At 71.1% G+C, this 22,202-nt stretch carries 23 protein-coding genes; 18 read left to right on the top strand and 5 right to left on the bottom strand.

Features of this window, described 5'->3' with window-relative positions; translation table 11 throughout:
• Positions 1–49: 49 nt before the first annotated feature.
• Positions 50–721, top strand: coding sequence for a MarC family protein (locus tag LH62_RS09580; protein WP_043360834.1), 672 nt, complete (start codon positions 50–52; stop codon positions 719–721).
• 3 nt (positions 722–724) lie between these two features.
• Here the strand turns inward: LH62_RS09580 and LH62_RS09575 are convergent, their stop codons facing one another.
• Positions 725–1,438, bottom strand: a complete 714-nt coding sequence (locus tag LH62_RS09575; RefSeq protein ID WP_043360831.1) for a response regulator — start codon at positions 1,436–1,438, stop codon at positions 725–727.
• Between the two features lie 154 nt (positions 1,439–1,592).
• Here LH62_RS09575 and LH62_RS09570 point away from each other — a divergent pair, with 154 nt between their 5' ends.
• The gene (locus LH62_RS09570; protein WP_043360828.1) at positions 1,593–3,530 is read left to right on the top strand and encodes a PhoX family phosphatase; all 1,938 of its coding nucleotides are present in this window, start codon (positions 1,593–1,595) and stop codon (positions 3,528–3,530) included.
• A 48-nt stretch (positions 3,531–3,578) separates the two neighbouring features.
• Complete coding sequence (locus LH62_RS09565) at positions 3,579–4,928, top strand: IS1182 family transposase (RefSeq protein ID WP_043359747.1); 1,350 nt, start codon at positions 3,579–3,581, stop codon at positions 4,926–4,928.
• A gap of 151 nt (positions 4,929–5,079) precedes the next feature.
• Here the strand turns inward: LH62_RS09565 and LH62_RS09560 are convergent, their stop codons facing one another.
• Positions 5,080–5,304, bottom strand: a complete 225-nt coding sequence (locus tag LH62_RS09560) for a hypothetical protein (protein ID WP_043360826.1) — start codon at positions 5,302–5,304, stop codon at positions 5,080–5,082.
• Between the two features lie 146 nt (positions 5,305–5,450).
• On the opposite strand from LH62_RS09560, the gene LH62_RS09555 reads away from it, so the two are divergent.
• Genes LH62_RS09555 through LH62_RS09535 form a run of 5 tightly spaced genes read left to right on the top strand, consistent with a single transcriptional unit; the run spans position 5,451 to position 10,376 of the window.
• A complete protein-coding gene (locus LH62_RS09555; protein ID WP_043360825.1) occupies positions 5,451–6,587 on the top strand; it encodes an ABC transporter ATP-binding protein in 1,137 nt (378 codons plus the stop codon).
• Positions 6,584–7,465: a carbohydrate ABC transporter permease gene (locus LH62_RS09550; protein ID WP_043360823.1), complete on the top strand. Its 882-nt coding sequence runs from the start codon at positions 6,584–6,586 to the stop codon at positions 7,463–7,465. Before LH62_RS09555 ends, LH62_RS09550 begins: the two co-directional genes overlap by 4 nt.
• Positions 7,462–8,271, top strand: coding sequence for a carbohydrate ABC transporter permease (locus LH62_RS09545; RefSeq protein ID WP_043360821.1), 810 nt, complete (start codon positions 7,462–7,464; stop codon positions 8,269–8,271). The genes LH62_RS09550 and LH62_RS09545 overlap by 4 nt, the downstream gene beginning before the upstream one ends.
• 15 nt (positions 8,272–8,286) lie before the next feature.
• The gene (locus tag LH62_RS09540) at positions 8,287–9,567 is read left to right on the top strand and encodes an ABC transporter substrate-binding protein (protein ID WP_043360820.1); all 1,281 of its coding nucleotides are present in this window, start codon (positions 8,287–8,289) and stop codon (positions 9,565–9,567) included.
• A complete protein-coding gene (locus LH62_RS09535; protein WP_043360818.1) occupies positions 9,567–10,376 on the top strand; it encodes a metallophosphoesterase in 810 nt (269 codons plus the stop codon). The genes LH62_RS09540 and LH62_RS09535 overlap by 1 nt, the downstream gene beginning before the upstream one ends.
• On the opposite strand, the gene LH62_RS09530 is transcribed toward LH62_RS09535, so the two are convergent.
• Positions 10,364–10,921: a phosphonate degradation HD-domain oxygenase gene (locus LH62_RS09530; RefSeq protein WP_043360816.1), complete on the bottom strand. Its 558-nt coding sequence runs from the start codon at positions 10,919–10,921 to the stop codon at positions 10,364–10,366. The two genes, LH62_RS09535 and LH62_RS09530, sit on opposite strands and share 13 nt — an antisense overlap.
• 191 nt (positions 10,922–11,112) lie before the next feature.
• On the opposite strand from LH62_RS09530, the gene LH62_RS09525 reads away from it, so the two are divergent.
• The 9 genes from LH62_RS09525 (at position 11,113) to soxA (ending at position 17,672) form a co-directional block, all read left to right on the top strand.
• Complete coding sequence (locus LH62_RS09525; protein ID WP_052214053.1) at positions 11,113–11,628, top strand: hypothetical protein; 516 nt, start codon at positions 11,113–11,115, stop codon at positions 11,626–11,628.
• Between the two features lie 74 nt (positions 11,629–11,702).
• A complete protein-coding gene (locus tag LH62_RS09520) occupies positions 11,703–12,167 on the top strand; it encodes a (2Fe-2S)-binding protein (RefSeq protein WP_043360815.1) in 465 nt (154 codons plus the stop codon).
• A gap of 10 nt (positions 12,168–12,177) precedes the next feature.
• Entirely contained in the window at positions 12,178–14,355 is a 2,178-nt protein-coding gene (locus LH62_RS09515) for a molybdopterin cofactor-binding domain-containing protein (RefSeq protein ID WP_236552517.1), read from the top strand.
• Positions 14,333–14,593 carry a c-type cytochrome gene (locus LH62_RS09510; RefSeq protein WP_043360811.1) on the top strand — a complete coding sequence of 87 codons (261 nt, stop codon included), beginning with the start codon at positions 14,333–14,335 and terminating at the stop codon, positions 14,591–14,593. The genes LH62_RS09515 and LH62_RS09510 overlap by 23 nt, the downstream gene beginning before the upstream one ends.
• Positions 14,590–15,810 (top strand): NAD(P)/FAD-dependent oxidoreductase, encoded by a 1,221-nt coding sequence (locus LH62_RS09505; RefSeq protein WP_144404431.1) that lies wholly within the window; start codon positions 14,590–14,592, stop codon positions 15,808–15,810. The genes LH62_RS09510 and LH62_RS09505 overlap by 4 nt, the downstream gene beginning before the upstream one ends.
• On the top strand, positions 15,797–16,207 hold the full coding sequence (gene soxX, locus LH62_RS09500) for a sulfur oxidation c-type cytochrome SoxX (RefSeq protein ID WP_043360808.1): 411 nt from the start codon (positions 15,797–15,799) through the stop codon (positions 16,205–16,207). The genes LH62_RS09505 and soxX overlap by 14 nt, the downstream gene beginning before the upstream one ends.
• Positions 16,188–16,634, top strand: coding sequence for a SoxY-related AACIE arm protein (locus tag LH62_RS09495; RefSeq protein WP_236552516.1), 447 nt, complete (start codon positions 16,188–16,190; stop codon positions 16,632–16,634). The genes soxX and LH62_RS09495 overlap by 20 nt, the downstream gene beginning before the upstream one ends.
• A gap of 4 nt (positions 16,635–16,638) precedes the next feature.
• Entirely contained in the window at positions 16,639–16,959 is a 321-nt protein-coding gene (soxZ, locus tag LH62_RS09490) for a thiosulfate oxidation carrier complex protein SoxZ (protein WP_043360804.1), read from the top strand.
• The gene (soxA, locus tag LH62_RS09485) at positions 16,956–17,672 is read left to right on the top strand and encodes a sulfur oxidation c-type cytochrome SoxA (protein WP_043360802.1); all 717 of its coding nucleotides are present in this window, start codon (positions 16,956–16,958) and stop codon (positions 17,670–17,672) included. Before soxZ ends, soxA begins: the two co-directional genes overlap by 4 nt.
• A 41-nt stretch (positions 17,673–17,713) precedes the next feature.
• On the opposite strand, the gene LH62_RS09480 is transcribed toward soxA, so the two are convergent.
• Together LH62_RS09480 and LH62_RS09475 are read right to left on the bottom strand one after the other, a co-directional pair.
• A complete protein-coding gene (locus LH62_RS09480) occupies positions 17,714–19,282 on the bottom strand; it encodes an ABC transporter substrate-binding protein (RefSeq protein ID WP_043360800.1) in 1,569 nt (522 codons plus the stop codon).
• A 13-nt stretch (positions 19,283–19,295) separates the two neighbouring features.
• Entirely contained in the window at positions 19,296–20,819 is a 1,524-nt protein-coding gene (locus LH62_RS09475; protein WP_043360798.1) for a serine hydrolase, read from the bottom strand.
• Between the two features lie 119 nt (positions 20,820–20,938).
• Between LH62_RS09475 and LH62_RS09470 the strand changes: the two genes are divergently transcribed.
• Positions 20,939–22,174: an argininosuccinate synthase gene (locus LH62_RS09470; RefSeq protein ID WP_043360797.1), complete on the top strand. Its 1,236-nt coding sequence runs from the start codon at positions 20,939–20,941 to the stop codon at positions 22,172–22,174.
• The last annotated feature ends 28 nt before the right edge of the window (positions 22,175–22,202 follow it).

Here is a 22,202-nt window from a genome sequence, read left to right as displayed (position 1 = left end):
ATGGTATGCAGGGCGATGCTCCCTGCCCTTCCCTTGGCCGCCGCCTGACATGCCCGATTTCGGCAATGGGGTGCAGAGCTTCGTCCTCGCCTTCTCGGCGCTCTTCTCCATCGTGAACCCGATCGGCGCGGCGCTGGTCTTCAGCGAGGTGACGGCCGACCGCACCCATGCGGAGCGGGTGCTGCTGGCCAAGCGCATCGGCCTCTATGCCGCGATGACGATGCTGGGGGCGCTCTGGCTCGGCGCCTATGTGCTGGAATTCTTCGGCGTCTCGCTGGCGGCGCTGCGCATCGCCGGCGGGCTGGTGGTGGCGGTGCGGGCCTGGAGCCTGCTGATGGCGCCCGAGGCGATCGAGGCGCGCAAGCAGGAGCAGGCAGGCGAGGCGACCGGCGCGGCGGACGATGCCTTCTTCCCGCTGACCATGCCCTTCACCACGGGGCCAGGCACCATCTCGGTGGCCGTGGCACTTGGCGCCAACCGGCCGCCGGGCGGGGTGGGGGCGATCCTGCCCTTCTTCGCCGGGGTCTCGGCGGCGGCCGTCGCCGTCGCGGTGACGGTGTGGCTGGCCTACTCCTCGGCGGACCGGCTGACCGGGCTGCTCGGCGAGGCGCGGGCGCGGGTGGTCTCGCGGCTCGCGGCCTTCCTGATGCTCTGCGTCGGCACGCAGATCACCCTCGGCGGCGTCACCGACGTGCTGCGGCCGCTGCTGGCGGGACGCTGAAGCTTAGTCCCGCGGCGGGACGAACATGTAGCCGACGCCGCGGACGCTGCGGATCGCCTCCGGCTTGGCCGGGTCGGCCTCCAGCTTGCGGCGGAGGCGGAGGATGCGGTTGTCGATCGCCCGGTCGAAGGCGTCCGCCTCGCGGTGGGAGCTGGATTCGAGCAGCCAGTCTCGTGTGAGCGGCCGGTTGGGATGGCTGACGAAGAGCTTCAGCAGGTCGAACTCGCTGGCGGTCAGCGCATCCTCGCTGCCGTCGGGGCGGACCAGCAGGCGGCGTTCCAGGTCCAGCATGCAGGTGCCGACGCGGACCTCCGACACCTTGGCCGGCGGCGGGGCGGCGGCACCGGCGGTGCGGCGCAGCAGGGCGCGGACGCGGGCGAGCAGCTCGCGCGGCTCGAAGGGCTTGGTGACATAGTCGTCGGCGCCGGATTCGAGGCCGACGACGCGGTCGACCATGTCGCCCGCCGAGGTCAGCATCAGGATGCCGATGCGCGCCGAGCGGCCGCGCAGCCAGCGGGCCAGGGCGAAGCCATCCTCCGCCTCGCCGAGCTGGACGTCGAGGATGGCGAGGTCGGGCATGGATTGCTCGGCCATGCGCTTCAGCTCGGCGCCGGAGGAGACGGGCACCGGGCGCAGGGCATGCTGGGCCAAGTAGTCGGTGACCAGCTGGCGCTGGAAACCGTCATCCTCCACCAGCACGATGCGGGGTGCCGCCATGCGTTTCCCTCTTGGAAATCGGCGGCGGAGTGTAACCGAGGCAGGCTGCTCGGCAAGGGCCATGGGAATGACGCAAAATTTTCATCCAGGCGTCATTCTGCTTTTTCGAGGTGCGCTTAGCTCATCGGCCATGACCAGAAGGGACAGGGACATCATGCCGCCGCTCGACGAGCCCGACTTCATCGAGATCGAGGATATCGGCAGCAACCCGGAACTGCGCGAGACCCTGGCCGAGATCGCCGGGCGGCGGCTCTCGCGCCGTGGGGTGCTGGCCGGGGCGACGGCCGCCGCGGCGCTGGCCGCCGCTGGGCCGGCCCTGGCCGAGGCGGCGGGGCCGTCGAGCCTCGGCTTCGGCGAGTTGTCCCACCGGATGAGCCAGCGCGACGCGGTGGCCGCAGGCTATGAGACCCAGACCGTGATCCGCTGGGGCGACCCGGTGCTGGCCGATGCGCCCCCCTTCGACCCGGCGGCGCAGACCGCGGCGGCGCAGGCGCAGCAATTCGGCTACAACAACGACTATCTCGACTTCTTCCCGCTGCCGCGTGGCTCGGCGGCGAGCGACCACGGGCTGCTGGTGGTCAACCACGAATACACCAACACCAACCTGATGTTCGCCGGGCTCGGCGCCGGGCGGGCCGCGGCGCAGAAGGCGAGCGCCGAGCAGGCAGCGGTGGAGCGGGCGGCGCATGGCCTCTCCGTCGTCGAGATCCGCCGGCAGGACGGGCGCTGGGCGCCGGTGCGCGACGGGCGGCTGAACCGGCGCATCACGGCGGAAACGCCGATGCGGATCAGCGGCCCGGCCGCGGGACATGAGCGGTTGAAGACGGGCGCCGACCCGACCGGCACGCGGGTGCTGGGCACGCTCAACAACTGCTCGGGCGGCAACACGCCTTGGGGGACAGTCCTGACGGCGGAGGAGAATTTCAACGTCTATTTCGGCGGCGCGGCGGCGACGACGGGGGCGCAGCGGGACCATTACAAGCGCTACGGCATCATTGCCGAGGCCAACTATGCGTGGCCGCGCTACGAGCCGCGCTTCGACCTCGATCGTGAGCCGAACGAGCCGAACCGCTTCGGCTGGGTGGTGGAGTTCGATCCCTACGACCCGAACTCGGTGCCGGTGAAGCGGACGGCGCTCGGGCATTTCAAGCACGAGGCCTGCAACCACGCGATCAGCGCGGACGGGCGCGTCGTGGTCTACATGGGCGATGACGAGCGCTACGAGTACATCTACAAATTCGTCACCGCCCGGCCCTTCGTCGCGGGCGACGCGGCGGCCAACCGCGACCTGCTGGACGAGGGGACGCTCCATGTCGCCCGCTTCCAGGATGACGGCACGCTGGCCTGGCTGCCGCTGGTGCATGGCGAGGGGCCGCTGACGGCGGCGAACGGCTTCCACTCCCAGGCCGATGTGCTGATCGAGACGCGGCGCGCGGCCGATCTGCTGGGTGCGACGCCCATGGACCGGCCGGAGGACGTCGAGGCGAACCCGGCGACGGGCCGGGTCTATGCCATGCTGACCAACAACGGCTCCCGCACGGCGCAGCGGCTGAACGCGGCCAATCCACGGCCAGCCAACGATCATGGGCATGTGGTGGAGATCATCCCGCCCGGTGCCGGGACGGGGCGCGTCGACCATGCCGCGACGACCGGCCGGTGGGAGATCTTCCTGCTTGCCGGCAAGCCGGGCCTCGATGCGGGGGCGCGCTACCACCGGGCGACGAGCGACCAGGGCTGGCTCTCCTGCCCCGACAATTGCGCCTTCGACAAGCATGGGCGGATGTGGATCGCAACCGATGGCGCGCCGGCAGCGGCGGGCATCGCGGACGGGCTCTATGCCGCGGATACGGGCGGCTACGGGCGGGCGCTGCCGCGGCTCTTCTACCAGGCGCCGACCGGGGCGGAGGTCTGTGGGCCGTGCTTCACGCCGGACGGGGAGACGATCTTCCTCGCCATCCAGCATCCTGGCGAGGACCCGGGCAGCAACTACGACCGGCCGAGCACGCGCTGGCCGGACTTCCAGGAGGGCATGCCGCCGCGGCCTTCGGTGATCGCCATCACCCGGCGGGGCGGGGGCGAGATCGGGAGCTAGCAGCTTGTCGGATTCCCATCTGGCCTGAAATGGGCGAATCTGGCGGGCATGACAGGGTTCATTCCGTTCAGCCGCGAGCAGGCCTTTCTGCTGCCGCCGGATGCCAAGGACTGGTTGCCGGCGGACGACGTGGCGCACTTCGTAGTGGCGGCGGTGGACCGGGTGCCGCTCGGCGCCTTTGCGGTGCGGCCGATCCCGGGCGGCAAGGCGCAGTATCACCCGCGCCTGCTGCTGGCGCTGCTGATCTACTGCTATGCGAACGGCATCTTCTCCTCGCGGCGGATCGAGCGGGCGACCCACCGCGACATTGGGGTGCGCTACGTGGCGGCGAACCTGCACCCCGACCACGACACCATTGCCGCCTTCCGCCGGGCCAACCGCGCTGCCTTCGAGGCGGCCTTCCTGCAGGTGCTGCTGCTGGCGCGCGAGAGCGGCCTGCTGCGGCTCGGGACGGTTTCGATCGACGGCACCAAGCTCGACGCCAACGCCTCCAAGATCCGCTCGGTGCGGTATGACCGCGCCAAGGCGCTGCGCGTCAGGCTCGCTGCCGACATCACCGACCTGACCAACCGCGCCGAGGCGGCCGACGCTGAGGCCCAGCCCGACCCGCAGGCGCTGCCCGCTGAGATCGCCAGGCGCGAGGCGCTCAAGGCCAAGCTCGATGCCGCCTGCGCCCGGCTGGAGGCCGAGGCCCGTGCCGAAGCCGAGGCCGCCCGACCCGAGTATGACGCCAAGCGCGCCGCCTACGAGGCCAAGACGGGCCGGCGGGGCCGCCCGCCCAAGCCGCCCAAGGACGATCCGCCGCCCGAGCGGCAGTCCAACCTCACCGACCCCGACAGCGCGCTGATGCGCCGCTCCGACGCCCATGAGTACCGCCAGGCCTACAACGCCCAGGCTGTGGTCTGCGCCGAGGGCTCGCAGCTGATCCTCGCCACCGGCGTCGTCGCCACCTCGGCCGATGCGCCGAGCTTTGCCGCAACCATCCTCGGCATGGAGGGCGGCATCGGCCTGCCACAGACCGTCCTCGCCGACACCGGCTTCGCCTCAGGCGAGGCAGTTGCCGCCCTCGAGGCGCACGGGATCGAGCCGCTGGTCGCCATCGGCCGGACCCAGCCGCACCGCGCCTACGACTTCCGGCCGCCACCCCAGCCCAGGACGCCACGCCGCATCACCGAGCCCTGGCGCCTCGCCATGGTGGCCAAGCTCGAAACCCCTAATGCCAAAGCCCGCTACGCCCGTCGCAAGCAGACCGTCGAGCCCGTCTTCGGCACCATCAAGTCAGCCCTCGGCTTCACCCGCTTCCACCTCCGCGGCCTCGCCAAGGTCACCAGCGAGTGGACCCTCGTCGCCCTCGCCTACAACTGCCGCAGGCTCCACAACCTGCGGCTCGCAGCCTGATCGCGCCTCAACCCTCGGCCTGACACCAAGTGCAAATCCGACAGGCTGCTAGAGCGTTTCCGTTCGCGCCGGCTCACGGGCCCCGCTCTAGCTTGTTGTTTTTACGAGCAAATTACTCCGATCAGATGATTCCATCTGATCGGAGTCTGCTTTAGGGCTCCCGCTGCCATTCCGGGCCGTCGAGGCGGCGGTCGACCTGGTGCTTCGCCTCCTCGATGAGGATGGCGAGGCCGGCGGGCACCGTGTTGCGCAACACCGCGCGCGGCTGGCCGCCGGGCGGGTGAATGGAGACGATCCAGCCCTGTGGCGCGGCGCCGCGGGCCACCAGGCGATGGGCGCGGTAGAGGCTGGAGCGGGGCGAGGTGCGGCGGTCCATGCGGCATCCGTGATCCGACCTTGCCCAGGCTCATCCGTTCGGCAGGGCCGGTCAAGCGGGCTGACACATATTTTTCATCGAAACGGAACACCACTGTCACCAGGCGCGACTAGAGCCGGCCCCGCAATCAAGGCGAAGGGGCAGGCGTGGCAGGCATCACCATCAGCGGCGTGGTCAGGCAATTCGGCGCCACGCCGGTGCTGCGGGGCGTGTCGCTCACGGTGGAGCCTGGGGAGTTCGTGGCGCTGGTCGGGCCATCGGGCTGCGGCAAGACGACGCTGATGCGCATCATCGCCGGGATCGAGACGGCGGATGCTGGCGAGATCGTGATCGGTGACAGGCCGGTGACGCGGCTCCGGCCGGCCGAGCGCGACATCGCCATGGTGTTCCAGTCCTATGCGCTCTACCCGCATCTCACGGTGCGGGAGAACATCGCCGTGCCGCTGGCGATGCGGCGGCTCTCGGCGCCGGAGCGGATGCCGCTGCTCGGGCGGCTGCTGCCGGGGGCGCGGGCGAAGCGGGCGGCGATCGACGAGGAGGTGGTGCGGGCGGCAGCGCCGCTCGGGCTGGAGGCCCTGCTGGACCGGCGGCCGGGGCAGCTCTCCGGCGGGCAGCGGCAGCGGGTGGCGCTGGCGCGGGCGGTGGTCCGCCGGCCCGCGGCCTTTCTGATGGACGAGCCGCTCTCCAATCTCGACGCGGCGCTGCGCGTGCAGACGCGGCGCGAGATCGTCGACATCCATCGCGCGGCGGGCGTGGCCACGCTCTACGTCACGCACGACCAGGCCGAGGCGCTCACCATGGCCGACAAGGTCGCCGTCATGATGGGGGGCGAGCTGTTGCAGGTGGCTTCGCCCGAGGCGATCTATGCCGACCCGGCCGATCTGCGCGTCGCGGGCTTCATCGGCTCGCCGCGCATCAACACGCTGGCGGCGGAGGCGGATGCGGCGGGGCGCGTCACCGTCGCCGGCCTGCCGGCCGGCCTCCGGACCGAGGCGCGAGGGGCGCTGACGCTGGCGCTGCGGCCGGAGGCGCTGCGGCCGGCGCCAGCGGGCCTGCCGGCGGTACCCGAGCATCTGGAATTCCTCGGCGACGGGCTGCTGCTGCATGCGCGCCACGCACCGGACGGGACACCGCTGATCGCGCGGCTGGCGCCGGAGGCGCGGGAGGGCTTGCAACCGGGGGCGGCGCTCAAGCTTGGCTTCGCACCGGGCCGAGCCCTGCTGTTCGGGGCAGATGGCCGGCGGGTGGCGTCGCGGGCGGATGCCGCGCTGGTGCCGGCATGAGGCGCCTCGCCGGGGAGGCGGTGGCCGGGGCGCTGATGACGCTACCGGCAGGCATCGCCTATCTGCTGCTGCTCCTGTTGCCGACGCTGGCGACGGTGCTGCTGGCCTTCACCGATTACGAGTTGGGGGCGACGGCGCTGGGCTGGATCGGGCTCGATAATTTCCGCGAGATGCTGGCGGACCGGGGCTTCGGTGTCTCGGTGCGGAATACGCTGGTCTATGTCGGGCTGGTGACGCCAATCTCTATCCTCGGCGGGCTGGGGCTCGCGCTGCTGGTGGAAGCAGGAGCGAAGGGACGGGCTTTCTTCCGGGCGGTGTTCTTTCTGCCTGTCGTTTCGCTCACCGTGGCCATGGCGGCGGCCTGGCAGTACTTGCTGCACCCGACCATCGGGCCGGTGAATGCGGCGCTCAGGGCGATGGGGCTCGGGACACCCTTCTGGCTGTCGTCCTCCGATACCGTGCTGTTGAGCCTCGCCGCCATCGGCGTCTGGGAGAGCATCGGCTTCAACATGGTGCTGTTCATGGCGGGGCTCACTGCCATTCCGCGCGAGCTCTATGCCGCGGCGGAGGTGGATGGGGCGCGGGGCGGGTTTGACCGCTTCCGGCTGGTGACATGGCCGCTGCTCGGGCCGACGACTCTCTTCGTGCTGACAATCAGCATGATCCGCTCGCTGCGCGTCTTCGACACGGTGGCGGTGCTGACGCAGGGCGGGCCGAACAAGGCTTCCGAGGTATTGCTGTTCACCATGTACCAGCAGGGCTTCACCTACCTGCGGCTCGGCTACTCGGCCGCCATCACCCTCGTCTTCCTCGCCGTGGTGCTGGCGCTGATGTGGGTGCAGACGCAGGTGCTGGACAAGCGGGTGCATTACGCATGAGGGCGCGGATCGCGGTGCTGGCGCTGCTCGGCGTGCTGGTGCTGATGCCCTATCTCTGGATGGTGGCGGCGAGCGTGAAGCCGGTGAGCGAGATCTTCCGCGCCTCGCTCTCGATCTGGCCGGAGCAGTTCGCGGCCGCCGAGAATTACGGCAAGGTGCTGGCCCGGGTGCCGGTGCTGCACTACCTCTGGAACGGCGTCGTCGTCTGCGGCGGCATCCTCCTCTTCCAGCTGCTCTTCGCGGTGCCGGCGGGCTATGCGCTGGCCAAGCTCCGTTTCCCCGGACGGGGAATCGCCTTCGGCGCGGTGATGCTGGGGCTGCTGGTGCCGCCGCATGTGCCGGCGCTGCCGCTTTATGTCGCGGCGAGCGGGATGGGGCTGCTCGACAGCTATACGGCGCTGATCGCGCCCTTCACCATCTCGGCCTTCGCCATTTTCCTGTTCCGCCAGTTCTTCAGCGCGCTGCCGGATGACCTGCTGCATGCGGCGCGGTTGGATGGCATGGGGGAGTGGTCGATCGTCTGGCGCGTGGTGCTGCCCAATGCCTGGCCGGCGGCGACGGCCTTCGCCATCTTCTCCGTCGTCAGCCACTGGAACGACCTGTTCTGGCCGCTGATCGTCGTGCAGGGGCACGAGCATGCGACGCCGGCGCTCGGCGTCCTCTACTTCCGCTCCGAGGAGGCGGGAGACGATTTCGGCGCGATGATGGCGGCGGCGGTGCTGATGACGCTGCCGCTCGTGCTCGCCTTCCTGCTGGCGCAACGCCGCTTCGTGGAAGGCATCGCCACCACCGGACTCAAAGGCTGACGAGGAGAGACAATCATGGCCACCCTCACCCGCCGCGCGGCGCTCGCGCTCGGCACCGCAGCGCTCGCCGCGCCGCGCCTCGGCCGCGCCCAGGCGCCGGTCTCCATCACCGTGCATTACGCGCAGCCCTTCATCTACAAGGAAAGCTACGACGCGATCGCGGCGGCCTTCGCCAAGCGCGAGCCGAACATCCAGGTCGAGTTCGTCACCACGCCGAACTACGAGGAGGGCATGCAGCTCATCCTGCGGCAGCAGGCGGCGGGGCGGATGCCGGATCTCACCTACCAGGGCTTCAACCGGCTGCGGCTCTTCGCCGAGCGCGGCATCGCCCAGGACCTGATGCCGCTGTTGCAAGCCGAGGGCGACCCGGCCTCGCTCGGTTATGCGCCGAACCTGCTGGCGCTCGGGCATTTCGGTGGGTTTCAGGCGGGGCTGGCCTTCGCCGCCTCCAACCCCGTCTGCTTCTACAATGCGGATCTGGTGCGGCGCGCCGGCGGCGACCCGGACCGGATGCCGACGGACTGGGACGGACATATCGCCCTCGCCCGCCGCATCGAGGCGCTCGGCGACGGGACGGAGGGGATGTTCTATCGCTGGATGGGCGATGACTGGATGTTCTCCGCCCTGCTCTTCGGCCATGGCGGGCGGATGCTGACGGAGGATGAGCGCGATATCGGCTTCGCCGGGCGCGAGGGGCTGGAGAGCCTCAGGCTGATCGATCGCATGGTGAAGGAGGGCGGCATGCCCAACCTCACCACCGATGCGGCGCAGCAGGCCTTCGCCGCCGGCAAGCTCGGCATGATGTACTGGACAACGGCGGTGCTGCGCGGGGCGATCCAGCAGGTCGGTCGCAATTTCGAGCTGCGCACCGGGCCGATGCCGGTCATCGATGCGGAGAAGGGGCGGCTGCCGACCGGCGGCGCGGCGGGGATGCTGACGGCGAAGGACCCGGCGAAGCGCGAGGCGGCGTGGAAATTTCTCCGCTTCTCCACGAGCCCCGAGGGGACGGCGCTGATGGCGCGGAACACAGGCTACATCCCGATGAACCAGATCGCCATCGACGACCCGCGCTGGCTCGGCGAGTTCTACCGCGACAACCCGCTCTACACGACGGCGGTGAAGCAGGTGCCGATCTCGATCCCGTGGTATGCCTTCCCCGGTGCCAACAGCGTGCGGGTGACGCAGGTGATCGTCGACAACACGGCGCGCATCGTGGAACAACGGGCGACGCCGGAGCAGGTGCTGCCCGAGATGGCGGCCGAGGTGCGCCGGCTGCTGCCACGGCGGGGAACCTGATGTTCACCATCCTGCAGATCTCGGACGCGCATCTCTCGCCGCGGAACGGGCTGTTCCGCACGAACCTGGCGCGGCTGCGGGACTGGGCGGAGGCAGAGAGGCCCGACCTGCTGATCGCCAGCGGCGACCTGTCGCTGGATGGGGCGGACCGGGACGAGGACCTGGCGCTCGCGGTGGAAACGCTGCGAGGCTTCGGGGTGCCGCTGCTCGCCATCCCGGGCAACCATGATGTCGGCAGCCATGCCCGCACCATGCCGGCGCAGCCGGTGGATGCGGCGCGGCTCGACCGGTTCCGGCGCGTGGTGGGGCCGGACTGGTGGATGCGGGACGTGCCGGGCTGGCGGATCATCGGCCTCGATACCGAGATCATGGGCACCGGCCTCGAGGCGGAGGCGGCGCAGGCCGGCTTCATTGCCGAGGCGGCGGCGACGGAGCGGCGGGTCGCCCTCTTCCTGCACAAGCCGGTCTTTATCACCGAGCCCGAGGACCCGACCTTCGACTACTGGTCGGTGCCGCCGCATGCGCGGGCGGCGCTGGCGCCGGTGCTGGAGCATCCCGGGCTGCGGCTGGTGGCCTCTGGGCATCTGCACCTGCACCACGGCTTCCAGCGCGGGGCGGTGCGCTATGCCTGGGCGCCGCCGGCCTCCTTCGTCGTCGACCTGCCGCAGGACGGTTTGCCGGGCGAGCGGTGCACCGGGGCGCTGCTGCACCGGCTGCTGGAGGACGAGGTGGAGACCAACCTCGTCTTGCCCGAAGGGATGGAGCTGCCCTGGCTCTCGGCGATCCGGGCGGAAACCTATCCGGGCTGACGGATGCAGGCGGCGACGAAGGGCATGAAGTGGGTGACGGGGGGCGTCTCCAGCCCCTTGACCTTGGCCTGCTCGTCGAAGCGGCGGAGCTGGACGGCCGCCTCGGCTTCCGGGATGGCGCGGAAGGCGGCCACCTCCTCGGCCGACATCGGGCCGCCCTGCAGCTCCAGGCTGCGAATGGAGTCCGGGGCGAGCTTGCCGAAATAGTCGCTCTCCGTCGCACAGAGGTAGCGCTTGGCGGCGACGTGGAGGCGGACGGGCTCCGTCACCTCCGGCCCGAACCAGCGGGTGAGGAAGGCGTGGCCCACCGCCTCATGCTCGTCGTCGACGCCCGCCTCGGCGGGATTCTCGCCGAGGTCGTGGACCAGGTGGCCGATGTCGTGCATCAGCGCGGCGGCGATCAGCGCGGGCGGGCAGCCCTGCCGCTCCGCCAGCCAAGCCGATTGCAGCGCGTGCTGGCGCTGGTTGATCTCGGCGAGGCCGTACTGACCGTCGGCCTTGAGCGTGAGCAGGTCCTCGATCCGGGCGAGGCGGGGGTCGGTCATGCGGGTACCCTGCGGTCTGCGGTCGGGGCCGGAGATTATGGCCGACCCGCCCATGCCGTACACGGGCGGAGCGGCTTCCAGGCTGATGTTTCATCGCATCGTCGCAATCGCCCGGCCGGGACCGGCACGGTTGACACCATCGGCGCGGGGATTACCGTCCGTCGGTCCATCACACGCAAGGAGGCCAGGCCATGGCCCTGACGCTCGAGCAATTCGCCGCCGATTGCCACGACGCCCTGAAGTCCCATCCCGGCACCGAGGGACGGGTCGCGGTCTGCGAGCTGGTGCAGAAGGCCTTGCAGGACCGCGAATTCGTTGCCTCGATCCTGCCCGAGGGCACGCCGGAGCGGAAGGTGATCTACGAGGACCCGGAGCTCGGCTTTGCCATCCTCGCCCATGCCTATGTCGGGGCGAAGAACAGCACGCCGCATGACCATGGCCCCGCCTGGGCGATCTATGGCCAGGCCGAGGGCGAGACGATCATGACCGACTACGAGTGCCTCGCCCGCCCGACCGAGACCACGCCCGGCAAGGCGAAGCCGGTACGCGACTACCGGCTGCAGCCGGGCGATGCCTATCTCTACGAGCCGGGCGAGCTGCATTCCCCCCGCCGCGACGGCCCGACCCGCCTGCTGCGGATCGAGGGCGTCAACATGGACCGGGTGAAGCGCCTGCCCTATGTGGCGGTGACCGAAGAGGCGGCCTGACCGCCCCGTTGCAACATCCTGGCCCCGCGCCACCTCCCCCGCTAGGCTGATCGGCGAAAGCGGGAGAGGGCGGAATGGCCAGGCTCAATATCAACGGGCGCGTCGTCGAGATCGCGGTCGAGGACGACACGCCCCTCCTCTGGGCGATCCGCGAGCAGGTCGGGCTGACCGGCACCAAATACGGCTGCGGCGTCGCGCAATGCGGCGCCTGCACCGTGCATGTGGACGGTGTCGCCACCCGCTCCTGCTCCATGCCCGTCTCGGCCTTCGACGAGAACCAGAAGATCGTCACCATCGAAGGGCTCTCGCCCGATGGCAGCCACCCGCTGCAGAAGGCCTGGGTGGCGCTCGACGTGCCGCAATGCGGCTACTGCCAGTCGGGGATGATCATGGCCGCCGCCGCGCTGCTGGCCGCCAACCCGAAGCCGAGCGATGCCGATATCCGTGGCGAGATTACCAATATCTGCCGCTGCGGCACCTATAACCGCGTCCAGGCCGCCATCAAGCAGGCAGCCGGCGGCAACCAGGCCAATGGCTGAGGAGGCGGGGATGAACCGGATCGCATCGCTGCCGCGCCGCGGCTTCCTCCAGGTCTCGGCCGCGCTCGGCGCCTTCACCCTCGGCATCCGCGTGCCCGAGGCCGCGGCCCAGGGGGCTGCGCCCGCCGCCACGCCCGAGGTCAATGCCTGGGTGGTGGTGAAGCCGGACGACAGCATCATCATCCGCATCGCCCGCTCGGAGATGGGCCAAGGCACGCTCACCGGCCTCGCCCAGCTCGTCGCCGAGGAGCTGAATGCCGACTGGTCGAAGGTCAGCACTGAATACCCGACCCCGGGGCAGAACCTGGCGCGCAACCGCGCCTGGGGGAACATGTCCACGGGCGGCAGCCGCGGCATCCGTGAGAGCCACGAGTATGTACGGAAGGGCGGTGCCGCGGCACGGATGATGCTGGTCGAGGCCGCGGCCCAGGGCTGGGGCGTGCCCGCCGGCGAATGCCGCGCGGCGAACAGCACCATCACCCACCAGCCCTCCGGCCGGACCACCACCTATGGCAAGGTGGCCGAGGCGGCGGCGAAGCTGACGCCGCCGACCGATGTGCCGCTGCGCGACCCGAAGGACTGGACCATCGCCGGCCGGTCGCTGCCGCGGCTGGACACGGTCGAGAAGACCAATGGCAAGCAGGTCTATGGCGCCGACCTGACGCTGCCGGGGATGCTGAACGCCGCCATCCGCGACTGCCCGGTCTTCGGTGGCAAGGTGGCGAGCTTCGATGCGGCCAAGGTTGCCAGCATGCCGGGGGTGAAGAAGGTTGTCCCGGTGGGCGAGACCGCCGTCGCGGTCGTCGCCGATACCTGGTGGCGGGCGAAGACGGCGCTCGACGCCCTGCCCATCACCTGGGACAACGGGCCGAATGCGCAGGTGTCTTCCGCCAGCATCGCCGAGGTGCTGAAGGCGGGGCTGGAGGCGCCGGAGGCCGCCATCGGCAACCGCGCGGGTGATGCCAAGGCGGCCATCGCCGGGGCGGCGAAGCGGGTGGAGGCCACCTACGGCTACCCCTTCCAGAACCATGCGACGATGGAGCCGATGAACGCCACGGCGCTCTGGACGCCGGAGCGCTGCGAGGTCTGGACGCCGACGCAGAATGGCGAGGCGGCGCTGGCCGCGGCCTCGGAAGCGGCAGGCCTGCCGCCGGCGAAGTGCGAGGTGTACAAGATCCATCTCGGCGGCGGCTTCGGCCGGCGTGGCGCGGTGCATGACTGGGTGCGCCAGGCGGTCGACATCGCGAAGCAGATGCCGGGCACGCCGGTGAAGCTGCTCTGGTCGCGCGAGGAGGACATGCTCCACGGGCGCTACCACCCGATCACCCAGTGCAAGCTGACCGGGGCGCTGGATGCGCAGGGCAACTTGACGGGCCTCGCCATGCGCATCTCCGGCCAGTCGATCGTTGCCGGCATCTTCCCGCAGAATATCCGTGACGGGCGGGACCCGGTGGTGTTCCAGGGGCTCAGCCCAGGCGGCGAGGAAGGGGCCTTCGGCTACGCCATCCCCAACATCCTGATCGACCATGCGATGCGCAACCCGCATGTGCCGCCGGGTTTCTGGCGCGGGGTGAACCTCAACCAGAATGCCGTCTATGTGGAATGCTTCATGGACGAGCTGGCGCATGCGGCGGGCAAGGACCCGCTGGAGTTCCGCCGGGCGCTGCTCCGGGGGAGCCCGAAGCACCTCGCCGTGCTGAACGCGGTGGCGGAGCGCGGCGGCTGGGGCCAGCCAGCGCCGGAGGGACGGGCCCGCGGCCTCGCCCAGATCATGGGCTTCGGCAGCTATGTCGCGGCCTGCGCCGAGGTCTCGGTCAGCCCGGCCGGCGAGCTGACGATCCACAAGATCACCGCCGCCACCGATCCCGGCCACGCGGTGAACCCGCAGCAGATCGCGGCGCAGGTGGAGGGCTCCTTCGTCTATGGGTTGAGCGCGGCGCTCCATGGCGAATGCACCGTCGCCGAAGGGCGGATCGAGCAGGAGAATTTCGACACCTACCCGGTCATGCGCATGATGGAGATGCCGGCGGTAGAGGCGATCCTGATGCCCTCCGGCGGCTTCTGGGGCGGTGTCGGGGAGCCGACCATCGCCGTCGCGGCGCCGGCGGTGCTGAATGCGATCTTCGCCGCCACCGGCAAGCGGGTGCGGCAGCTGCCGCTGAAGCATGCGGATCTGCGTCGCGCTTAGCGTGATGGTGGCGCTGCCGGCCGTGGCGGCGCCGCCGCCTGGCGCCTCCTCCTGCGCCGGCTGCCATGGCGGGGGCGGGATGCCCGTGCTGGCCGGGCAGCCGGCGGAGGCGATCGCCGGGGCGATGCTGGCCTACAAGGCGGGCCAGGGATCGCCCACGGTGATGGACCGCATCGCCCGCGGCTTCACCGAGGCGGAGATCCGGGCCATCGCCGCCTGGGTCGCGGTGTCGCGGTGAGGCGACGGGCGCTGCTCGGCGCTGCGCTGCTGGCCGCACCCGCCCTGGCGCAGGCGGCGCCGCAGGTGGTCGTCATCGGCGGCGGCTTCGGCGGCGCGGCGGCGGCGCGGGCGCTGCACCGGCTGGGCGTCGCGGTGACGCTGGTGGAGCGGGACGCCACCTACCTCGCCTGCCCCTTCAGCAACGCGGTCATCGCCGGGCTCCGGGAGATGGAGGCGCAGCGCTTCGGCTATGACGGGCTGCGGCGGGAGGGGGTCGCCGTGGTGCATCAGGCGGCGCGGACGGTCGAGGACCGCCGGGTGGTGCTGGCGGATGGCGGCGCCCTCCCCTTCGACCGGCTGGTGATGGCGCCGGGGATCGCGCTGCACCCGGATGCCATCCCCGGCCTCGACACCGAGGCGATGCCGCATGCCTGGCGGGCCGGGCCGCAGACCCTGCTGCTGCGGCGGCAACTCGAGGCAATGGAGGATGGCGGGCTGGTGGTGCTCTCCGTCCCGGCTAACCCCTACCGATGCCCGCCCGGCCCCTATGAGCGGGCGAGCCTCATCGCGCATTACCTGAAAACGCGAAAGCCGCGATCGAAGCTCATCCTGCTCGACGCCAAGGATGCCTTCTCCAAGCAGCGGCTGTTCGAGGAGGCCTGGGCAGCGCTCTATCCCGACCTGCTGGAATGGGTGCCGCTCTCCTCGGGCGGCAAGGTGGTGGAGGTGGATGCGGCGGCGCGGGTGGTGCGGACCGAGTTCGGCGAGCACCAGGCGGCAGTGGCCAATATCATCCCGCCGCAATCGGCCGGGCGGATCGCCCAGGCGGCGGGGCTCACCGACCGCAGCGGCTGGTGCCCGGTCGATCCCGTCAGCTTCGAGTCCCGGCAGCGGCCGGGCATCCACCTGATCGGCGATGCGATCATCGCCGGGGCCATGCCGAAATCCGCCTTTGCCGCCCATGCCCAGGCGCGGGTCTGCGCCGAGGCGGTGGCAGCGCTGCTGCGGGGCGAGGCCCCTGCCCCACCGAAGCTCATCAACACCTGCTACAGCCTGGTGGAGCCGGGCTACGGCATCTCCATCGCGGGCGTCTACCAGCCGAAGGACGGGCTGCTGGCGGATGTGCCGGGAGCGGGCGGCGTGAGCCCGCTTGGGGCGCCGGCCAAGGTGCGGGCGGCGGAGGCGGGGTATGCGGAGGACTGGTTCCGCACCGTCACGGCGGATGCCTTCGGCTAGGGCGGCACTCCTGGTCCTGCTGCTGGCGGGCGGGGCGCGGGCGGAGGAAGGGCTGCCCTCCCTCACGGGCGAGCCGGGCGATGCGGCGCGGGGGCGGGCCATCGTTACCAGCCGGCAGCGGGGGCTGTGCCTGCTCTGCCATGCCGGCCCTTTCCCCGAGGAGCGGTTCCAGGGCGACCTGGCGCCGAGCCTGGCCGGGGTCGGCGCCCGGCTGACGGAGGGGCAGTTGCGGCTGCGGCTCGTCGATGGGCGAAGGTTGAACCCGGAGACCATCATGCCCTCCTACTACCGCACCGAGGGGCTGGTCCGGGTCGGGCCGGCCTGGCAGGGGCGGCCGATCCTGGCCGCCGGGGAGATCGAGGATGTCGTCGCCTTCCTTGTCACGCTCAGGGATTGAACGCCGCGCGCTGGGCGCCGGGCTGCTCGCCGTCGTGCTGGCCCGGCCGGCGCGGGCGGATCGGCCGGGGTTGCGCGAGGCGGTGCTCGGCTTCACCGGTGGGGCAGAGCCGGCGGAGGCCGGCGTCACGCTCGACATCCCGCCACTGGTGGAGAACGGCAATACCGTGCCGGTCACCATCGCCGTCGAGAGCCCGATGACGGACGCCGAGCATGTCCTCCGCATCGCCCTCTTCAACGAGCGCAACCCGCAGCCGCATGTCGTCACCGCCCGGCTCGGGCCGCGGGCCGGGCGGGCACGGCTTTCGACGCGGATGCGGCTCGCCACCTCGCAGCGGCTGGTGGCGGTGGCGGAGATGAGCGATGGCAGCTTCCGCGCGGCGAATGCGGACGTGATCGTGACGCTCGCCGCCTGCGTGGAGGGCTGAGGCGATGGCCCGCGTCCTCATCAACCTGCCCCGCACCGCCCGGCGCGGCGAGGTGATCGAGATCCGCACGTTGATCCAGCACGTGATGGAGACCGGCTACCGGCCCCGTGCGGATGGCAGCGTCGCGCCGCGCGACATCATCACCCACTTCGCCTGCCTCTATAACAACGAGGAGGTTTTCGCGGCGGAGCTGGCACCGGCCATCGCGGCCAACCCCTTCCTCAGCTTCAGCCTAGTGGCGGCCGAGAGCGGCATCCTCGCCTTCACCTGGACGGGCGACAACGGCTTCGAGCAGACCGAGACGCGCAGCCTGACGGTGACATGAGGCGGCTCGCGCTCGCCCTGCTGCTGCTCGGCGCCACGGCGGAGGCGCGCGAGTCCAGCTTCGCGCTGATGTCGCCGGAGACGCAGGCGATGCAGCGGGAGGACAGCGCCAACCCTGGCATGCTCTGGGTGGAGGAGGGCCGGGCGCTCTGGGACAGCGCGGGCTGCGCCGGCTGCCATGGCGATGTGGCCGGGATGCGGGGCGTTGCCGCGCGCTATCCGGCCTTCGATGCGGCGCCGATCGACCTCGCGGGGCGGATCGCGCAATGCCAGGAGGCACGGCAGCATCGCACGCCCTTCCCTCGCGAATCCGAGGAGGCGCTGGCGCTCGCGGCGGTCATCGGCCTGCAATCGCGCGGGATCCCGGTCAACCCGCCGGACGATCCGCGCCTGGCACCGGCGCTGGCCCGCGGCGAGGCGCTGTACCGCGAGCGGCGCGGGCAGCTCGACCTCTCCTGCGCGCAATGCCATGACGCCAATGCCGGGCGGCACCTGGCCGGCAGCCCGATCCCGGAGGCGCATCCGACCGGCTATCCGCTCTACCGGCTGGAATGGCAGGGCATGGGCTCGCTGCAACGGCGGCTGCGGAACTGCATGACAGGGGTGCGGTCAGAGCCCTATGCCTATGGCGCGCCGGAATACGTCGCCATCGAGTTGTTCCTGATGCGCCGCGCGGCCGGCATGGCTGTGGAGACGCCGGCCGTGCGGCCTTGAGCCGGGGCGCCCCCCCCTGCAACCGCCATGCGCCGCGAGGCTCAGCGCTTCTCGACGTTCCAGAACACCATGACGGGCGAGGGCAGCATGCCCACGATATTGGCCCGGCGGGCATAAGGCATGTCGGCCTGGCCGAGCGGGCGGTAGGGCTGCACCTCGGCGAGGCGCGTCTGGAGCGCCTCGGCCAGGCGCTTGCGCTCCGCCTCGTCGGCCGCCTCGATGAAGGCCAGACGCAGCCGCTCTGCCTCCTCGTCGCAGGGCCAGCCGGCCCAGTTGCGGCCGTCGCAGGCCATGCCGGTGCCGATATTCGTCAGCGGATGGAACATCGTCGCGCCCGAGGCGCCGGTGGCGAAGATGTTCCAGCCGCCCTGGGCGGGCGGGTCCTTGCGCGGCTGGCGGGTGATGACCGTGCCCCAGTCGTTGTACTGCAGGTCGATGTTCATCCCCGCCTGGCGCATGCCGGCGGCGGCGACCTCCGCCATGCGGCCGATCCAGGGGATGTCGTTGGTGGTGATGAAGACCAGCCGCTCGCCGCGGTAGCCGGCCTCGGCGAGGAGCGAGCGGGCGCGCTCCAGGTTCGGCCGAGCGTAGGGCGCCGACCCGGCCTCCGACCCATAGGCGGTGCCGCAGACGAAGAAGGCCTCGCAACGCCGCCACCAGCGCTGGTCGCCGAAGCCGGCGGCCATGGCTTCCGCCTGGTCGACGATATAGGCCAGGGCCAGCCGTGCGCGCGGGTCGTTGAAGGGCGGGAAGAGGCTGTTCGGCCGCAGCATGCCCTGGGTGCCGAGGGCATTCAGCCGGTCCACCACCGTGCCCCGCTGGCGGGAAACGACGGGGACGAGATCGGTCGCCACCTGCTCCCAGATGTCGATCTCGCCCGATTGCAGCGCGGCGGCGACGGTCGAGGCGTCGGGGATGTTGCGCCACTCCACCCGGTCCACCTTCACCACGCGGCCGCCGGCGAGGCCATCGGCCGGCTCGCTGCGCGGGCGGTAGTCGGGGTTGCGCGCATAGACGACGCGCTGCCCGGCCATCCAGTCCTCGCGGACGAAGCGGAAGGGGCCGGAGCCGATAGTGGTCGCGATCGGGCGGCCGGGATCGGTCGCGGCATCCTCCTCGCGCATGATGGCCGGGATGGCACCGACGGCGGAGCCGAGCGCATAGGTCATCAGCCCGAAAGGACGCTTGAGGACGAGGGCGAAGCTGCGCTCGTCGGTGATGTCGAGGCTGGCCAGCGCGTCGCCGAGGCGGGAGCCGACGATGTCGCGCGCCATCCAGCGGCGGAGCGAGGCAGCGACGTCGCGCGTCGTCACCGCCCTGCCGTCATGGAAGCGGAGGCCTTCGCGCAGGGTGAAGCGCCAGGTGAGCCCATCCCCGCTGACCGACCAGCGCTCCACCATCTGCGGCCGGGGCTGCAGGCCGGAATCCCAGGCGAAGAGGGTCTCGTAGATCATCAGCCCGTGCAGCCGGGTGATGCTGACGGAGACAGCGACGGGGTCGAGCGTCTTCAGGTCGGCATGCGGCACGACGCGCAGCACGGATTGCGCGGTGGCGGGCAGCGCCAGCCCGGCGCCGAGCAGCGCGGCCAGGATGGTGGAGCGGAGCGTCATCGGTGGCCTTCCTTCATGCCCGCCGGTAATCGAGCACCCGGCAGCGGTTGGTGACGAGGCGGGCGCGGTCGCCCTGGACATGCAGGCAGGGGCGCTGCGCCCAGGGCCCGTCGGCTCGGCGGAACAATGCGCGCCCGCCGCCGAGCGGCAGCAGCGGCATGGCGGCGCGCAACGGGCCGGCGCCCATGGTGAGCGTCCTGCCGCCGGTGCCGATGGCGAAAGCGCTGCCGTGCTCCTCGTTGCGCCACTCGCCCTGCCAGGCAGGGTCGCAGACGGCGTCCTGCACGGGAAGGAAGCGGCGGGCGACGTGGTTCACCTCGCCGGCGATCGCCGCGCCTTCCTGGCGGAGGCGCATCCACATATAGGGGCTGCACGAGACGGCCCAGCCATCCTCGCCTGCGACGAGGTTCTCCCGCGCACCGAGGTAGGTGACGGCGCTGCCCTCCACCTCGATCCAGAAGGGACCGCCATCCGCGGCGGCGTAGAGGCCCGGACGGAGGGTGCCGGGCGGGACCGGTGGCGCCAACCCGAGGCGGAGGCCGGCCGCCATCACCGCCAGCGCTAGGGCGAGGCTGTCCACGTCCTCCCGGTTGGTCAGGACGATGACGCCGGCCCCCAGCTCGCGGCTGAACAGGACCTGGTTCTTGAAGCCGGGCAGCGAGCCGCCATGGCCGAGCAAGACATGCGGGCCGAGCGGCGTGCGGCCAAGGCCGAGGCCATAGGCGGTCTCGCGCCCGTCGACGAGGCGGCGCGGCGCGGCGAGCGCATCGAGCACGCCGGCGAGCGGGCCGCGCCCCGCCATGAGGGCCGCGAGCCAGGCGGCGAGGTCGGGGGCCGGGCCGGCGAGGCCGCCCGAGGCGGAGAGATGCGGGCCGTAGCGCCCCTCATGCCAGCGCCCGGCGCCGTCGCGCCAGTAGCCGCGGGCGAGGCCGGGCACCGGGTCGGTCCAGTCCTCGGGGAACTGCGTCGCCGCCATGCCGAGCGGCGCGAAGAACGCCTCGCGCCAGGCCGTGCCGACATCGCCGGCCCTGCCCTCGAGCAGGTGCTGCATGAGGCGGTAGCCGGTGTTGGTGTAGCTGATCTCCGTCCCCTGCGGGTAGTTCAGCGCCGGCAGCCTTGCCGCCAGGCCGAAGAGCATGTCCCGCGACATGGCGGCCGAGGGCGGCACATGGCATTGCCAGGCGGCCTCCATGGCATCCGGCAGGCCGGAGGTCATGCCGAGCGCATGGCCGACCGTCACCGCGCCCACGGCCGGCGAGAGGCCGGGCAGGTGGTCGCCGAGCTTGGCCCCCAGCCCCGGCCCGGCGCGCAGGGCCAGGGCGGCGAGCACCTGCTTGGTGATGGAGGCCCAGCGGAAGGCGGTGTCCGGCGCGATCCTGAGGCCCTGGCCCAGGTCGGCGAGGCCGCCACAGGCGGCATGGGTCGGACCATCGCGGCCGAAGAGGTGGATCGCCCCGCCCGGCCCTGCCTCGGCCGTCCAGGCGGCGGCCTGGGCTTCGGCATGGGCGGCGGCGGCGCTGCGGTCGAAGCGGGGCATGCGGCACGGTGGCGCAACGGCGGCGAAAAGGAAAGCCGCCGGCCAAGCCCTTGTCCTCGCGCGGCAAACGGGGCATCTGGCCCGCTCCGGCCACCTCCAGCCCCGTCAGGACCAGGACCATGCGTGTGAAGGATGTCAAGAAGGTCGTTCTGGCCTATTCCGGCGGCCTCGATACCAGCGTCATCCTGAAGTGGCTCCAGACCACCTATCGCTGCGAGGTGGTGACCTTCACCGCCGATCTCGGCCAGGGGGAGGAGCTGGGCCCGGCGCGGGACAAGGCCCTGCTGCTCGGGATCAAGCCGGAGAACATCTTCATCCGCGACCTGCGCGAGGAATTCGTGCGGGACTTCGTCTTCCCGATGTTCCGCATGAACGCTCTCTATGAAGGCCAGTACCTGCTCGGCACCTCGATCGCCCGGCCGCTGATTGCGCAGGAGCAGATCCGCATCGCCGAGGAGGTCGGCGCCGATGCCGTCGCGCATGGCGCCACCGGCAAGGGCAACGACCAGGTGCGCTTCGAGATCGGCTACTACGCGCTGAAGCCCGACGTGAAGGTCATCGCCCCCTGGCGCGAGTGGGAGCTGACGAGCCGGACGAAGCTGCTGGAATTCGCCGAGGCCAACCAGATCCCCATCGCCAAGGACAAGCGCGGCGAGGCGCCCTTCTCGGTCGATGCCAACCTGCTGCACAGCTCCTCCGAAGGAAAGATCCTCGAGGAGCCCTGGGATGCGCCGGACGAAATGGTCTGGCAGCGCACCATCAGCCCTATGGAGGCGCCCGACAGCCCGACCGAGATCGTGGTCGAGTTCGAGCGCGGCGACGCGGTCGGCATCAACGGGAAGCGTATGTCGCCCGCGACGCTGCTGACCGAGCTGAACGCGCTCGGCCGCGCGAACGGCATCGGCCGGCTCGACCTGGTCGAGAACCGCTTCGTTGGGATGAAGTCGCGCGGCTGCTACGAGACGCCGGGCGGCACCATCCTGTGGCAGGCCCACCGGGCGATGGAGAGCATCACCCTCGACCGCGAGGCGACGCACCTCAAGGATAGCCTGATGCCCCGCTATGCCGAGATCATCTATAACGGCTTCTGGTTCAGCCCGGAGCGGCGGATGATCCAGGCCATGGCGGATGAGAGCCAGCACAGCGTCACCGGCGAGGTGCGGATGAAGCTCTACAAGGGCAACGTCATCGTCACCGGCCGGCGCTCGCCGCATAGCCTCTACTCGATGAAACACGTCACCTTCGAGGAGGACCAGGGCGCCTACGACCAGTTCGACGCGCAGGGCTTCATCAAGCTGAACGCGCTGCGGCTCCGCCTCGGCGCCATGGCCGGGCGCCGCGGCGGCGCGCTGTAGCCATGCGGTGGCCGCGGCGCGATCGGCT

Source organism: Belnapia sp. F-4-1 (assembly GCF_000802185.1).
Lineage (GTDB): Bacteria > Pseudomonadota > Alphaproteobacteria > Acetobacterales > Acetobacteraceae > Belnapia.
This window is presented reverse-complemented; position numbering and strand designations above follow the sequence as displayed.